This is a genomic window from Pectobacterium atrosepticum (assembly GCA_019056595.1).
In the GTDB taxonomy this organism is placed as follows: Bacteria; Pseudomonadota; Gammaproteobacteria; order Enterobacterales; family Enterobacteriaceae; genus Pectobacterium; species Pectobacterium atrosepticum.
Window position 1 is genome coordinate 4,633,186 of the sequence record CP036163.1, and the last position, 15,779, is coordinate 4,648,964.

Consider the following 15,779-nt stretch of genomic DNA (forward strand, 5'->3'; position numbering starts at 1 on the left):
TGATGGAGAAACCATCATAAGTTGTGACATGTGCGTAGAAATCAATGTGGATGGATAGAAGCGATCTCACTGGAAGCGAGATCGCGTTAAATGTCGTGAGGTTTAGGCTTGCTGCTCTGCCAGCCATTGGCGTAGGCGTTCGGGCTGTTGTGCGCCGCTCAGTCGAGCCTGTTCTTCACCGTTTTCAAGCCATAGTAGGGTCGGTAGTGTTCTTACCGCCAGTTTCTCCGCCAGTGCAATGTGATGATCGGCGTCCAGATAATGGCTCGGCAACTGGCGGTATTCCTCGTTATCCAGAATTGTTTCCAGTTGGCGGTAAAGGCTCTTACAGTGGACGCAGCGCTCTGCACCGATTAGCAACAGCTGTGGGCCAGCCTGTGTTGCCAGTTCTGTCCAATCGTCGGCGGTAAGCGGAGCAAAGCGCTCACGGTTGACGGCAAAGAGTTTCGGGCTGCGCTTGAGGTCTTCGCTGTCGGTCGCGACGCACAGGGCATCGCCGCTCTTTTTATAAGGGCGCGTGCCGTCAATACGAATGACGCTGGCGAAGCCGGGCGCGGCGGCTCCGGGCTGGCGTAGCTGAGTGTTGTCGGGGGCTATGACTGGCGTTTCCTGCGGGCGCGATAGCTGTGGCACCCACTCGTAGGGCACGCGATAGGCGCGATACAGCATGTTGGTGTTCACCGTCTTACCCCAGTAGGGGGAAATAAACTCCCAGACAATCTCATGATCGACGGTGACTTCAAACAGCCGGCCGTTGGCCCCTTCATTAATCAGCGTATTGCCGTTCGGCAGGCGCTGGATGTTGCTGATGTACGGGCTGTAAAAACGGAAGGCGTCGGTAGGGTGTGGAATGTCCGCTTCGTAAGGCGAATAACGCCAGACAATATCCAGCGTTACCGGATTGATTTCCAACACGCGGGAATGGTCGCGCCAGGCATTTTTCACCCCATCGGGGGATGCCGGATTGGGTGTGCCGTAGCCTGCCCAACCGCCGTTATCAAACACCAGAATATTGCCTGCGCCCGGCAAACCCGCTGGGATCATATGCGCGTGGTGCTGGCCGATAATCCAGCCGATGTGTTTGAGTTCAGGTGTGTTGTAATTGGGGCCAAGCTGCCAGACGATGTTACCGCTCAGCTTGTCGATGATGGCGATAATGTTGGATTCGCGTGCGTCCCAGATGATGTTATCGGGGTGGAAACGGGTATCGCCCTGATCGAACCATGGATTGGGGCCGAGTGCCGACATCGAGTTGATATGCATCCAGTCGCCCATCCCGCCGCCGCTCTTGCGCAGGTTGGGATTGTTGTACAGCGCGGTTTTGGCATCGTCATCAAAGCCCAGCTCGTCGAAATGGTCGCTGCACCGCCACTCCCATAAAATATTACCCTGCCAGTCCACCTCTATGATGGTGTCATCAAGCAGTAGTTTGTCGCTGATGCGTTCATTGTGCAGGTTGGTGTGCGCCAGCAATAGCGTGTTGCCGCCAATCGACTGCGGTTCTTGCCCCGGTGCGTAATAGCCGACCGGATTGCCGCTGCGCTGGTAATCATGATGGACGCGCGCCATCCATTCGGGTGGAAGGTCTGGATCGGTAATGTGTTCATAACCGTTGAATTTCCAGACGACGTTGCCATCCCAGTCCACCTGAATCAGATCGACCATGTCCTGCATACCGTAGCGCGAATCACGTTCGCCGCTGTGTCCGAGGATGTAACCGCCGGGCAGAATTTTGTTAGGGAAACCGTGCAGGCCTTCCCACAGGCGCAGTTCGGTGCCGTTCATATCCACCAGCACTGCGCCGCGCTCCAGTGCCTGAAAGACGGTGTAGCCGCCCCAGGCTTTTTCCGGGTTGAAAATTGTCGTGCCGGTTGGGTAGACGGAAGGGTGTCCCATGATGGTGCTCCAGTATTTACGTGTTCAGAGAAGAGAGGGCGGTAGCCATGTCGGCAGGCTGCGTCAGTAGCGCAAGTAGATCGCTGCACTGCTGGTGAAAAGCTTGGCTGTCACGCTGACGCGGATGTGGTAGCGAAATGGTTGCAATCTGTCGGATACGGCCCGGTCGCGGTGCCAGCACGACAACGCGGTCGGCGAGGTAGACCGCTTCTTCGACGTCGTGTGTCACCAACAGCGTGGTGGTGCCTTCTGCCTGATGAATACGACGCAGCTCCTGTTGCATCTGCTGACGGGTCAGGGCGTCCAGCGCGCCAAAAGGTTCATCCAGCATCAAGATGCGTGGATTGCCGACAAGCCCGCGCGCGATAGCCACGCGCTGCGCCATGCCACCGGAAAGTTGGGCGGGCAGGGCGTCGGCAAAATCCTGCAAATGCACTAACTGAATGAAGTGGTCGATCAGGTGTTTGCGATCTTTTTCGCTGATTGACTCATTCGCCAGCCCGAGTGCGATGTTTTGCCGCACCGTCAGCCATGGAAACAGGCGCGGTTCCTGAAACACCATGCCGCGCTCACGTCCGATGCCGCGCACGGTTTTTCCTTCTACCAGCACACGCCCTTGATAGTCGTTATCTAACCCGACCAACATGCGCAGCAGTGTGGATTTGCCGCAGCCGCTGCTGCCGACAATTGCCACCAGCTCACCGCTGTGAATCGACAATGAAAAATCTTCAATCACCGTTAGTGCTTCGCCCTGTACGCGAAACTGTTTACGCAGGTGGTCGAACTGCACCACTGGCGGTGGCACATCAGGGGTTATGGACGTCATTCGATTTCTCCTGCGGAACGCCAGCGCGTCATCCGCTGTTCCAGACCTAATCCGACGCGGTCGAGCACCGCGCCCATTAATCCAATCAATAACATGCCGCTGATAATCAAAGGCATGTCCAGCAGTTGCTGAGCGTTGATCATCAGGCTGCCGATTCCGGTGCCGGATGACATGAAATATTCTGCGCCGATGGTGCCAAGCCAGGCGTAAATCAGCGACAGGCGTAAACCCGCAAAGATGGCAGGTGCGGCTCCCGGCAAAATTAGGACTCGCAGACGAGTCGATAAACGCAGTTGCAACACCAGCGCGACTTCCTGTAAGGCCTGCGAACGTTGGCGAATGCCGCGATGGCTGGCCACTAGCATGGGAAAGAAAGAGGCGAGTGCGACAAACGTGATTTTTCCAGCTTCATCGTTACCGACCCAAGCGGTCAGCAGTGGCAGCCAGGCAAATAGAGCAATCTGGCGCAGCGTCGCGACCGTGGGGGTGAAGAGGGCGTCGCTGGTGGCATTCAGTCCCAGCAACACGCCGCCTACGAGACCCGCGACAATGCCGCATACCGCGCCGGCGAGCGCGCGCGTCAGACTGGCCTGCATCGCCTCGGGCAGTGAGCCATCGTGGATGCCTTGCAGCAGCATGTGCCACACGTCGGCGGGTGGGGGAAGTAAGAGCGGATCGATCCAGCCGAAGCGGCTGGCCTGCTGCCATAACAGCAGAAGCAGAAACGGTAAAACCAGTGCCGATAGTTTGCGAGACGGTGTTGTGGTTAATTGGCTGAGTGGCGGATGCGGCCAGAAGACCAGACGGCGCTCCAGTTGATTGATCAACCACTCCATTGTCAGTCCAGCTAGCCCGATGACGGCGATGCAGACAAACACGATGTCTAGCTGAAACAGCTGACGCCCCCATACCAGCAGATAGCCAATGCCCTGAGATGATGCCAGCAGCTCGACCACGATCAGCGACACCCACGCCTGCGAAAGCGCGAGCCGCAAGCCGGTTAGCCAGGTTGGGAACGCGGCAGGTAGCGTTAGTTTGACGAGGCGCTGGTGCCACGGAAGACGTAGGGTGCGGGCGACTTCTTGTAGCGCATGCGGCACGTTGCGCACGCCTGTTTGCGTATGTAGCGTCACTGGAATAATCACGGCCTTGATGATAACCGCCAGTTTTAGGCCGTCATCAATGCCAAACAGCACCATAAACAACGGGATCCAGCCTAGTGTCGGAATTTGCGCCAGCGCGTATACCGTCGGATGCAGCAGGTGTTCGGCACGGCGTGATGCTCCCATGAGCGCACCGAGCAGCGTGCCTGCCAGTAAACCTGCCAGTAAACCTGCCAGTAGGCCGCCGACTAGCCGTTGCAGGCTGATAAAGAGTTGTGGCAGAAGATCGTTATGCCAAAGTTCGACAGCGGTGTTGGCGACGATATTGGGGGCAGGAAGAATCTGAGCGGGCATCCAGCCGTAGTGGGTGCTGGTGTACCACAGCGCCAGTAACGCCAGTGGCACTACTATTGGCACTACAAGAGAATAGACCCGCGCTATCGGCAGAGCAGGCCAGAGGGTCACTGTTTTTTTCAGCACTATAGACTTATTCATTTTATTTCACGAAATCCCCACGGCTGGATGAATAAGTAATAAAAAACAGGTTTACACGCGGAAGGCCAATGCAATAAAGCGATGGCCGTCGTGCAAGAAATGCATATGCGTAGCCTGAGCCCGCCCGCGCTGATTCATGCTTTTTTCCGCTGAGCAAACCTGTAAATGTTATTTAAGCCTGACGCCGACGGTTCGTTAGTTTTCATGGCAGATGAAACGGATTATTGAGGAAAACCGTATGCAGCATGCAATCCCTTTAGCGTTGATAACCCCTTATTCTCGCTGGCGGCTGGGAATGAATAAGATTCTTGGCATGACGTTACTGATGAGTGCCGCACTCGTTTCAGCGGTACAGGCGGACGATAGCGTAACGCCGGATGCACAGAAGCCGACGGAGATTCGTATCGGTTTGCCGGACCAAAGCGCAGGCAGTAAACCCTTTATCCGCGGGCCGTTGGGGCTGGCACATATTCAAAAACAGCTGGAGAAAGAATTTGAGCCACAGGGCATCAAAATTCAGTGGTCGTTCTTTAAAGGCGCAGGGCCAGCGGTGAATGAGGCGCTGGCAAACAAGCAGTTGGACGTGGTGTATCTGGGCGATCTGGCCGCCATTATTGGCCGAGCGGGTGGTCTGCCGACGCGGGTACTAGTGGGATCGCGTGGTTCTAATTCTTATCTGGCGGTAACGCCGGAATCGGGTATTCAACGCATTGAGGATTTACGCGGCAAGCGGATTGCGGTCTACAAAGGAACGGCCGATCAGCTGTCGTTTGAACGTGCAATTAAAAGTGTTGGGCTGAATGAACGCGATGTGCGGGTGATTAATCTCGACTGGACGGCGGGCAAAGCGGCGCTGGCAGCCAGACGCGTTGATGCGGTGTGGGGCGGCGTCTCTCTGCTGGCATTGCGCAAGCAGGGCATCAATATCGTTACCACCAGCCGTGCGCTCGGTTGGACGAACACCACGCAGGCTGCGGTGCTGGCGACGCAGGATTTTATCGATCGCTACCCAGGAACGACGCAGCAACTGGTGAATGTATTGGTAGATAATGCGCAGTGGAGCGGCGATGCGCAGCACTTGCCGGAATACACGGCACTGATGTCCGAGCAGAGCCAGATTCCACAGGCTATTTTTCAGGAAGAGCTGAAAGCGGAAGATCTCCCATTCCAAAGCTCGCCACGCCTCGACCCATTCCTGCTCAGCAGCTTGCAGGACAGCATCGAGCGGGCGAAAGCCGCTGGGCTGATTCGCAATACGTTCTCGGCCAGCGACTGGTTCGACGGTCAGTTTGCCGATCGAGCATTAAAGGCCAAAGGGCTGGAATCGAACTGGTCGGTGTATGACGCCAGCGGCAATCCCGTGAAATAATCATCAAGGCGTTCAGATGGTCGGCAGTGCTGGAGCCGGTGAGCGCAGCCTGTCTTGTGCCAGTAGGGTTTCAATCATCAGTTCGGCCAGTGGCGGCAGTGTTCTCTGCAAACAGGTGACAATACCGAAGCGGGTTTGCATGTTTCCCCATTCCGGTGGTGTTCCCGTCAGCGGAATTTCTACCAGTTGATGGCTTAATCGTCCTAGCGCGAAGCCATCCTCGCTGGCGAAGCTGATAGCCTGCGTGTGGCGCAAAATACTGAAGACGGAATAGATATGGTCACACTGAATCTGCGGCCGGTAGTCGGGCTGGCGCGTTAGGGCAGCCAAAACCTTGCGCATGCCGACGGGCATAAAAGGGGAGGCGAGCGGAAAGCGTAGCAAATCGTCCGGCGTCACGTTTGTCTGCTGTGCCAACGGATGTGAGGAGTGGCAGATAAAGATGCAGCGCTGTTGGCTTAATGGCTGCACATGGAGGTTCGTTTCCATTTCGGCCTGCCAGGTATCGGCAACGATGAAAGGCCACTCGTCGGCCAACAGCCGCTCACGCAGCGATTGCCAGTTATCCACGCTGTAGGTGACTCTGGCTCGTGGACGAAGGGCATGGAAATGTGCGACCGCTTTGGGGATCAGCGAGGTAGACGGTGCAGGGCCGCAGCCGAATGTGAGTTCGCCTTCCTGCGCCTCGCTGATTTGCTGCATGTCGGTCATCAACTCCCAGGACAGCTCCTGCATACGCCGCGCAAACGGCAGCAACGTATTGCCCTGCCATGTCAGCGCAAAGCGTCGGCTCTGACGATCGATAAGCGGATGTCCCATCGTTTGTTCCAGCGCTTGAATACTGCGGCTGAATGCCGACTGCGACAGACAGACCGCTTCTGCGGCCTGTACAAAACTCCCGTGTTCGGACAGTGCAAGAAAATTGCGTAATTGCCGTAAATCCAGATGCATATTGCAGCTACCTACCAGTATCGATTTTCCCCACTTTTTAGGCGGAGGTTGGATAGCAACGCAATGAACAAAACGTTATAAGTTATAGCGAATTGATTGCTATGGGCCTCCAACACGCGAAGGCGGCCGTCAGGCCGCGGTCAGCGGCTATCTTGCCAGCGCACAAGAAAAATCCTGAATTTCTTCCACTGAGCCGAGACTCATATTGAACACGTCAAGGCTGCTGGCGAGCAGCACCTTCTCGCCCGTCGGCGTAGAAACCATCGCAAGGCCGTATTTGCCGATAGATTCATTTCGCTGCTGTGCGTAGCGATCCAAGGTTTTGAACGGATCGCTTTGCGTCAGTTCGTTCGCTGTGAGCGTTTTTGCCAGATAGGTGTGCCCGTTAATTTTCACGGGCAGCGCTTTCCAGTCGCCAGAGAGCGTAGGGAACTGCTGATTTAGCGTTTGATAAATTTCGGGGCGCAGGCAAGCAATGTGGATATGCAACTGGTTTTGCGTGCGGCCATAGCGTGAGTTAATCGCCAGCGAAATATAATCATCTTTGATCGGTTTACCTGCTTCGCGCGACAGATGGCCGCGTCTGTCCCATGCCTGCATGAAGAGATTGGGCGTGTTTTGCTGTAAGAGTTCGGGACTCTCGATGCCGCTGATTTTATCTGCTGGGAGCAGCAGGTCGTGATAGGGGCCATTTCTGTCATCAAAGAGCACGTAGCCCTCTGCCAGATTGACCTCCAGACAGGGTGCCGGATTACCGCTGTGTTGCTGGTTGGGCACGCACTGTTCACTGACTATTTCCCACAGCGCATTACTGTTTCCTCGGACAACCTTCCACCCTATTGTTGTGGCCGCTGTGAGCAAAATGATGGCAGAAACAGTGAAGATCAGGATCGTGTTGCGTTTCATGACGGGTCTCCGGCTGGCGAAAAATATCAGGATAAACGGAGCATGAGAAAGTACCGATGATCAGTATGGAACAGGGGCGATGTCATTAATATGACCCTGCGGCAAAAGGCCAAAGCCTAATCGGTAACGGATTGTAAGGGGAGTAAGCGGCAAGAGGAACGGATGATAACGTGCCGGGATGACAGAAAGTTATCCCAGCAGAGCATTGTGTTATGGATGCTCGACGATAGGAATCAGAACAAATAGACCCGCACGTCCACGTCGCCATAAATAATGCCGTCATAACCACGAGGCTATCCGCGTGGTGGCACTTGTATCGTCAACGGGATCGCAGTCGAGGGTATTCCGCTATGCCTGCTGGCGGCGGCTATTGCGAGCCTTGTAGCGCTGGCCCGAAGGGTGAATCTCGTTTATGGGGTGAGTAAGGGAAACCAACGTACAAGCAGCTTGAAGTATGACGGGAATATAAGGTGAAGTAGATTTGCTGGCGATTATAACGGCTCAGGTTTAATGAGCTGTAATTCCACACCCAGTCTTATGGCATGTTTGGCATTCAGCACGCCCAGTTTTTTTACCACATTACCAATATGGAATTTAACGGTGCTGATTTTGATATCTAGAATCAGCGCAATTTCCGGGTAGGTTTTTCCCATGCTGGCCCAGTAAAGAATTTCGTTTTCACGCTGAGAGAATATCTCTTTGTCACCTTGTTTTTTGCTCTGGGGGCTTTGTGTCATCTCTTTGTAAAGCGTGGTGATTTTCTCATGAATGGCAATGAGCAGCATTTGCAGTTTGTCTTTATTTTCCTCAACAATACTTTCCATATCCGTTGGCGCATGTTCTTCAAACATAATCGAGAGCGCCGCCAGATGATTATTGTTGTCATGCAAGACAAAGGTGTAGCCATTAACAATATCGTATTCTTTTGACAGATTAAAAATCTTGGAGAATTTCAGCTTAGAATTAATAACGATGTTGTCTTCCCAAGAGAATGGCGAGACGGTGTTTATCGCCGTCAAAATAACCGGATCAATATGCTGATAATTATTTTCTTTATAGGTATCAACCCATTCCTGCGGGTAATTTGAAATGATCACAACCTGAGACGGGTTCTTTTTATTCATGATCATATAGGCGTATTTCAGGTCGCCATACTGCTTTAACTTTCGGCCGAGATAGCTTTTTATCGTGTTATTGATAATTTCATTGTCAGAGCAAAATACAGACATGTAACGGCCTCAATAAAAGCGAGAATGTACCCATGATATAGATGACGTCATAAAAGTATAGTGCTGACCTATACCTAAGTCTAACTACTGTTACCCCATGATATCACTTATAATTTTTTCGTGAACAGGACAATTTATAAAAAAATTTAAGAAAGTAAATTTTAAAAAAATTGTTACAAATTGATTTGCCAACCCAGGGAATTACTCATACGTTGTTCCTGTTCTGTCGACTGAATTTAGGGTGTGTGGTGCTAAGCCATGCGCCCTAAAAGCAGTTTCCCCGTCATACTTCAAATTGCCTGTACGCTGGCTCTCCTGCAACGAACGGCTAGAAATGCCTGTCATTCGGAGCTGGATAGTAAATAATCCGTTTTTCCTTATCAACCCCCGTCATCCTTTGATATTCATCATTGTGCTTTTCTTGTCTTTCTCCCGTTTTTACAGACTGTGATGTGGCTTTGTGTAAAGAGGCGGCGGTGAGGCTAATGTTTTGATAATATTGCTATATCGAATCCTATTTTGCTCGTCAGCACAGTCTGGCAGGAGTGGTGATGAAAGTCCGAACTACGGCTCGCCGTGAGGCCATCGTTAAAACGGCGGCGCAGCTTTTTCAGGAAATGGGCTATGAGCGCGCCACCATGAATGAACTGGCGAAGCGGGTCGGCGGTTCCAAGGCCACGCTGTATGGTTATTTCTCAACCAAAGAAGCGCTATTTACGTCCGTCGTTCGTGAACATGCGACCATGCATTTGTCCGAGGCAACGGCAGAGTTGATGACGCATGATCTGGCATCTGAGACGCTGGAAGTGCAGTTGACGCGCTTCGGCGAGCGTATCCTCTATGTGTTGACCAACGATAGCAGCGCCATGGCGATTTATCGGATGGTGGTCGCGGAGGCCGGACATTCTGATATTGGTTCGCTGTTTTATGAGTCAGGCCCGAAAGAGAACGTTGATAAATTGTCTGAGCTGATGGCGGCGGCGATAGCGCGGCAGGCGCTGAAACCGGGGGATTCACGTGTGCGAGCATTGCAGTTTCTGGCGCTGCTGACGGCAGAAATTGATGACCGCATATTCCACCGCCATTTACAACCACTAAGCCTTGAACGCATCCGCGAGATAGTGGGGGATGCGGTTAGTATGTTTATGGCTGGGGCGGCGGCGTAACACAGGTTCCTTTTCTATCCGGCATCCAGCGGGTCGCCGTTGCTGCGATCTGCTCCGCCAGCCGCGTGATGACCTGCTGCTGAGCCTGTAACATCGCGATGTCGTCCCCCGTCGCCTGCTCAGTAAACTGGCTTCGACAGAGCAAACGTGCGCGATCTTCTCCCTCAATGGCGCTAAGGCTCCAGTCTGCCTCGAACGTTACAAATTGGCCGGGCCAGCTATCAAATCGTCGAACCTGTAGGTGGATTCTGACCACTGGCGTTTCTGCCGCGCGTACCAATCCTGAAACATCCTGCGTGTTGAGACGCTGTGTCAGCCCGACGGAAAGCGCGGTGCGAATTTCTTCCCCCAGCGGGCTGAGCCAGCGCTCGTTATCCAGCACGACGGCGCCGCTGTCGCCCTGTCGAATAACGAGCTGTGATGTATCAATTTGCGTCGGTACGCCAACAGGCAGCACATCGATGAAAAAGGGAGCGGCATGCGCGGTGGTTGCAACTGGTGATGCTGGTGCGAGTAGGGTGTGATAATGCACCGGAGGCGATGAGCAGGCGCTCAATAACGCGATGACGATCAGCGTGCAGAATGATGCCACTCGCTTCATTTTGAGGCTCCTTTTGGGGTGGCTGTGTCGTGAGTAAATGTCGATGGTGATGGGGCGTTCGAGCGCCCCTGCAGCAGCGATTCTGGGTGACGTTCGATCTGCTCAGCCAGACTGCGCAAGGCGCGTAAGGTGCGCTGAATTTCTTGCAATGACTGTGTGATGCCCAACTGCAATGGCGAATCCTCTTCCAGTACATCCTGTACGCGACGTGTGGCCTGCTGCATGTGTTTCATCAACCGGCTGGCCTCTGGCAACGTCTGCCCGTTAACCTGTCGAAGCGCTTTATTGGCTTCGATCAGCGTGGTGTTCATGTTGCGGCCTATGGCATCCAACGGCATGTTATCGATCTTGCCGATGATGCTCGCTATCTGCGTTTGTAACCGATCGAATCCCCCATTGACGGTGGGCAGAACTAACGGCTGAGCATTGATATCAAACGGCACCTTCGCTGCATCGTGCACAAAATCGAGTGAGATATAGAGCTGTCCGGTCAGCAAATTGCTTGGTGCAACCTGTGCTCGCAGACCGTGTTCAACCAGATCGCGGGTGAACTCGGCCGTCTGCTGTTCGAGTGACATCGCCTGCTTAGGTAGCTTATCCAGTACATTACCAAGACGGTTAGGAAACACCTCAATATTGACGACGGTAGGGAAGCGATAGCCTGTTTTGCTGTAATCCAGCTCAATGGTGGCTACGTGGCCGATTTTGACGCTGGAAAATTCCACGGGCGCACCGACCTCCAGGCCGTGTAACGATCGGTCAAAACGGAGTTTGAAGAGGATGGGCGGGCCATCAGGTGGCAATAGGGCCGATTCCTGATCGCGAGCCAGTTTGTAGGTGGTCAGTGGTTCCGGTCGGGCGATAGCGTTGTCCAGATCGGGGGTGGAGAAATCAATACCGCCAGCCACGACGGCTGCGAGGGTTTGTGTTCTAAGGCGAAAGCCGTTGGCGTCAACGGAAAGGTCCATCCCACTGGCATTCCAGAAGCGAGTATTCGGCGTGACAAACCGGTCATAGGGTGCATCAATAAAAACCTGAAGCTGGACACCGTGGCCATCGTTATTCAACTGATAGGACGCAACGCGGCCGACGGGGATGCGGCGATAATAAACTGGCGAACCGCTATCCAGCGATCCGAGATCATCCGCCTGAATGACAAAACGGCTGCCCGGCATACCATTAATCACCGCAGGGGGCGACTCCAGACCGGTAAAGCGAGTTTCTCCCTGCGTTGATTCACCCTTATCCGCGCCAATGTAAGCACCAGAAAGCAAGGTATCAATACCCGTCACGCCGTTGATGCCGACGCGCGGACGAACCACCCAAAAGCGGCTACCCGCATGGGCCAGACTTTCCGCATTTTTATTGAGCAGCACCGTGACGAGAACCTGTTTACTGTCCTGACTCAGCGTGATGTCTTTTACGATGCCTACCGCCACGTCTTTATATTTAACGACGGTGCGATCGGCTTCAAGACCGGTTGCGCTCTGAAAGGAAATCACGATTTTCGGCCCGCTACCTGACCAAGTGTGAATCAGCATGGCGAGCCCCGTTAGCATCGCGAGCGCGGGTACCAGCCATATCAATGAGATTCGCCAGCGTTGACGGATAATCACCGGATCACTGGGTTGTTCGTGGATCATTTTTTTTCACCTTTCCAGATAAGACGCGGGTCATAGCTCATGGCAGATAACATGGTCAGTATCACCACCAGCCCAAAAAAAAGAATGCCGCTGCGAGGTTCCGCTTCACTCAGGGTAGGAAATCTGACCAGCGCAGAGACGGCGGCAATGACGACGACATCCAGCATGGACCAGTAACCGACCCATTCCGTTAGCCGATAAAGCACAGCACGCTCGGCCATCGCCTTACGACTTTTTTGGCGTGACATAAAGAGCAGCAGGCCGAGAATCAAAAATTTCATACAGGGGATGACGATGCTGGCGGTAAATATCAGCAGGGCAATGCCGTAGTCGCCGCTGTGCCAGAAATCAATCACGCCGCTTAGGATGGTGCTTTCACTTCCCAATCCGAACAGGCGGGTATACATCACGGGCAACACGTTGGCGGGAATATAGAAAATCAGGGCGGTGACCAGTAGTGCAGAGGAGAATGCAGTGCTGTCCTTATGGGGAGATGTCAGCCGCGACTGGCAGCGTGGGCAGCGCACCGCATCGTGCGGGTTTGCATCATGCAGGCAGACGAGGCCGCACAGCGGACAGGCGATCAACGGTAATGGCTGGTCGGGTGAATTACTTTTCATGACGGACCACGCTGTGGTTACTGTCCGTAGGCACCAGCGACCATAATGGACGAAGATCGATACTGTTGACGACAACGAGCAGCAACATCAGTGCCGCTAGCGCCCAGCAGCCTGCACCGGGCATTACCTGCATAAAGCCGGAGAGCTTGATGGCGGTGATCAGAAAGCCCAACGTCGCAATTTCCAGCATGCTCCAGGGACGAAGCCACAGCAGTATCTTCATCACAGGAATAAAGCCGGGGGCACAGCGATCTTTATTGGCAAACATCAGCACCCAGCCGGTCAGCATGATTTGCAGAAAAGGCGCCATAATCAGGATAAAAAAACAGCCTATCGCCAGCGGCAGGGTCGCACCGTTAGCCAGCGCGAGCGCTGCTTGCCAGAGTGTTGCCGTATTCTGTAGCGCATGGAAACTGACGGTCAGTACCGGATAGCTATTCGCGATAAAAAAGACGATGGCCGCCGTTTGTATCAGCGCCAGGCTATGCCCGGTATTTATCCATCCTGACCGATAAAGTGTGGCCTGACAGCGTGTGCAGCGCGCTGCCTCACCGGGATTTAACGCCCGGTAATGGTGCACGCTGTCGCAGTGCGGACAGATAATTAAGTGTGGGTAGATTGTCATCATGCTGTTCCGCACCGTTTGTATAGGTTCTTCTTCGCTTACTTCAGCATGTCGGCCAGTTCTTCAGCCGCTTTATCGATTCCGACTTCTGCGGCGCTCAGTGCCCCCACGCTGGCGCTGACGTTCATGGCGTTTGGATACTGCTTCGCAAGATAGGCATTGAGCAGTTTGTTGGTCGTCGCATCATAAATTTCAACGGCATAGTTCACTGACCCATTGAGCAGGCCTTCTTTACCGCGAATGGACTGCACGATGTTGTAGGGGCCGCCAGCCAGGTCGAATTTGGTAAACGTACCGGCAACGGGGGTGGTGGTATCGGCACCCGTCAGCGTCAATTTCAACCGTAATGTACCGGGAGCTGGTGAAGTCACTTCGTTGAAACGGGAGCGTAAGGTTTTACTGAACGTATCCTGCATATAGGTGGCCAGAGACTGCTTGTCCTGCTGTGACATGTCGTTAAATTGGTTATCGCTTCCCTGATAGATGCTGACTGGATCGATGATGATGTGGGTGTATTGCTTCCAGTCGACGGGCGTGGTGTAACGGTAAGGAATGCGATCCGCGTGCTCACCTGAGTTTTGCGCCAATTGCGAAGATGATGCGATACCGCTGTAGCGTACGGGGGGATTGCTCGCGCAACCTGCGAGTACGACAGCCAAGGCCAATAGGGTAGGACGTGCAACCCGAGATAATGTGAACATATGAGAATCCTGTTAAAGAGAACCGCTGAATAGCGTGATGACACGCCGCCTTAGCCACATGACGTCCAGCAACATCAACTGTTTATTTGCCAGAGCACTTTTACTGTCGCTATGCGTAAATGTCGGTAGATGTACTTTTTATAAAACCGAACTGTACGGTATGTTTTTAGTTTTTTCTGGCTGCGGTGTCAAGAGATGTGTGAGGTTTTCTTTCCAAGCAACATTTCTGTCACGATTTGGGATAAGGTGTTGGCAAAGTCTGCCGATATTAATGGTTCAGGGAATGTTATCTGCGCCTTAAAGGATGTGAGCCGACCGCTATACTGAGAGGGTTGATATCCGTCTACTGGTCCGATGATTACCATCGTTGGATGATGAAGTTGACACAACTAACAAATATTTTACGTTTGACGCTGGATAAGATTGAAGAACACGACTATCACGTACAGTGGAGCGGTCAGATGTTAGTTCATGTTTACTCACATCTCGAATGTTGCCTGATTACGCTATACCTATATAAATAATGACTCGCACTGAGGAAAGCATGGATAATTTTCAAAAAGAGATTGATGAGAGAACAAACCTTACCTCTGCAAATAAATTCGAACTCTTATTATTCCAGCTGGGCAAATCACCTGAAGGTGGCAAATCTGAGCTGTTTGGCATCAACGTGTTTAAACTGCGTGAAATTGTGCCAATGCCTACGTTGACCAAAGCGGCTGGCATGAAATCGCCGATGCTGGGCATGGTCAACATTCGTGGACAAATCATTCCTGTTATCGATCTTCCTGCTGTAGTCGGCAGTGCAACGGATACGGGCCTGAACATTCTCCTTATCACTGAATATGCACGTAGTACGCAGGCATTCGCAGTGGAATCGGTAGACGATATCGTTCGTCTGGAATGGAGCCAGGTTCTGACTGCTGAAGCGGGCGTGAGTAGCTCCTATATCACCAGTATTGCTCGCCTTGATACTGACAAAGACAGTAATCGTCTGGCGCTGGTGCTGGATGTTGAACAGATTCTGTTCGATATTATTCCCGGCGATCGTGAAACCAAACTCAAGAACGCAGAAGATAAGACCTATCCCTACACGCCTGGCGCGATCGCGATCGTGGCGGAAGACTCCAAGGTCGCCCGTTCGTTGCTTGAGCAGGGGCTAACCCAGATGGGTATTCCGTTTAGTATGCACATCACCGGACAGGATGCCTGGAACAAGATTCGGCAAATTGCGCAAGAAGCACAGTCAGAAGGGCGCCCTATTTCAGACAAGATCTCACTGGTCCTGACTGATTTGGAAATGCCGGAAATGGACGGTTTTACGCTGACCAGAAATATCAAGCGTGAAGAATTCCTGAAGAATATTCCCGTGGTGATTCACTCTTCACTGTCTGGTAGTGCCAACGAAGATCACGTACGTAATGTTGGTGCAGATGCTTACGTCGCGAAATTCGAGATCAATGAACTGTCGACGGCGATTCAGACTGTGCTGAATAAAGTGAAAGTACGCCGCTAATTAGCAGAGCGCTCGTATAACAACATTCGGCCTTTGCCTCCTCCTTTACGGGAGAGGGCAGAGGCCGATTTTTTTCGTCTCTGAACGCTGCTAGCCACCGACGCTTATCCTGAGAACACACTTTCTGGTTAC

The 15,779-nt window shown here is 53.1% G+C and carries 14 protein-coding genes; 3 read left to right on the top strand and 11 right to left on the bottom strand.

Annotation, left to right across the window (positions count from 1 at the left end):
- Nucleotides 1-102: 102 nt before the first annotated feature.
- From DCX48_21450 to DCX48_21460, 3 genes are read right to left on the bottom strand one after another with little or no spacing between them, the layout of a single operon-like run.
- Nucleotides 103-1,896, bottom strand: a complete 1,794-nt coding sequence (locus DCX48_21450; protein QXE16849.1) for a thioredoxin — start codon at nt 1,894-1,896, stop codon at nt 103-105.
- 16 nt (nt 1,897-1,912) lie between these two features.
- Nucleotides 1,913-2,722, bottom strand: a complete 810-nt coding sequence (locus DCX48_21455; GenBank protein ID QXE16850.1) for an ABC transporter ATP-binding protein — start codon at nt 2,720-2,722, stop codon at nt 1,913-1,915.
- Nucleotides 2,719-4,320, bottom strand: coding sequence for an ABC transporter permease (locus tag DCX48_21460; GenBank protein ID QXE16851.1), 1,602 nt, complete (start codon nt 4,318-4,320; stop codon nt 2,719-2,721). Before DCX48_21460 ends, DCX48_21455 begins: the two co-directional genes overlap by 4 nt.
- A gap of 238 nt (nt 4,321-4,558) precedes the next feature.
- Between DCX48_21460 and DCX48_21465 the strand changes: the two genes are divergently transcribed.
- Nucleotides 4,559-5,689, top strand: coding sequence for an alkanesulfonate-binding protein (locus DCX48_21465; protein QXE16852.1), 1,131 nt, complete (start codon nt 4,559-4,561; stop codon nt 5,687-5,689).
- A 12-nt stretch (nt 5,690-5,701) separates the two neighbouring features.
- On the opposite strand, the gene DCX48_21470 is transcribed toward DCX48_21465, so the two are convergent.
- The 3 genes from DCX48_21470 to DCX48_21480 all read right to left on the bottom strand — a co-directional run bounded on the left by DCX48_21470 (nt 5,702) and on the right by DCX48_21480 (nt 8,775).
- Complete coding sequence (locus DCX48_21470; protein ID QXE16853.1) at nt 5,702-6,640, bottom strand: LysR family transcriptional regulator; 939 nt, start codon at nt 6,638-6,640, stop codon at nt 5,702-5,704.
- A gap of 147 nt (nt 6,641-6,787) precedes the next feature.
- A complete protein-coding gene (locus DCX48_21475) occupies nt 6,788-7,546 on the bottom strand; it encodes a CDP-diacylglycerol diphosphatase (protein QXE16854.1) in 759 nt (252 codons plus the stop codon).
- 491 nt (nt 7,547-8,037) lie between these two features.
- Nucleotides 8,038-8,775: a LuxR family transcriptional regulator gene (locus tag DCX48_21480; GenBank protein ID QXE16855.1), complete on the bottom strand. Its 738-nt coding sequence runs from the start codon at nt 8,773-8,775 to the stop codon at nt 8,038-8,040.
- 551 nt (nt 8,776-9,326) lie between these two features.
- Between DCX48_21480 and DCX48_21485 the strand changes: the two genes are divergently transcribed.
- A complete protein-coding gene (locus DCX48_21485) occupies nt 9,327-9,941 on the top strand; it encodes a TetR/AcrR family transcriptional regulator (protein ID QXE16856.1) in 615 nt (204 codons plus the stop codon).
- Here the strand turns inward: DCX48_21485 and DCX48_21490 are convergent.
- The 5 genes from DCX48_21490 to DCX48_21510 are packed head-to-tail and all read right to left on the bottom strand — an operon-like array spanning nt 9,919 to nt 14,131.
- A complete protein-coding gene (locus DCX48_21490; protein QXE16857.1) occupies nt 9,919-10,542 on the bottom strand; it encodes a membrane integrity-associated transporter subunit PqiC in 624 nt (207 codons plus the stop codon). The genes DCX48_21485 and DCX48_21490 overlap by 23 nt on opposite strands.
- Nucleotides 10,539-12,185, bottom strand: coding sequence for an MCE family protein (locus DCX48_21495; protein QXE16858.1), 1,647 nt, complete (start codon nt 12,183-12,185; stop codon nt 10,539-10,541). Before DCX48_21495 ends, DCX48_21490 begins: the two co-directional genes overlap by 4 nt.
- A complete protein-coding gene (locus DCX48_21500; GenBank protein QXE16859.1) occupies nt 12,182-12,805 on the bottom strand; it encodes a paraquat-inducible protein A in 624 nt (207 codons plus the stop codon). Before DCX48_21500 ends, DCX48_21495 begins: the two co-directional genes overlap by 4 nt.
- Nucleotides 12,795-13,433: a paraquat-inducible protein A gene (locus DCX48_21505; protein QXE16860.1), complete on the bottom strand. Its 639-nt coding sequence runs from the start codon at nt 13,431-13,433 to the stop codon at nt 12,795-12,797. The genes DCX48_21500 and DCX48_21505 overlap by 11 nt, the downstream gene beginning before the upstream one ends.
- Before the next feature lie 35 nt (nt 13,434-13,468).
- The gene (locus DCX48_21510) at nt 13,469-14,131 is read right to left on the bottom strand and encodes a DUF3313 domain-containing protein (GenBank protein ID QXE16861.1); all 663 of its coding nucleotides are present in this window, start codon (nt 14,129-14,131) and stop codon (nt 13,469-13,471) included.
- 544 nt (nt 14,132-14,675) lie between these two features.
- Here DCX48_21510 and DCX48_21515 point away from each other — a divergent pair.
- Entirely contained in the window at nt 14,676-15,647 is a 972-nt protein-coding gene (locus DCX48_21515; protein QXE16862.1) for a chemotaxis signal transduction protein CheV, read from the top strand.
- Nucleotides 15,648-15,779 lie beyond the last annotated feature (132 nt).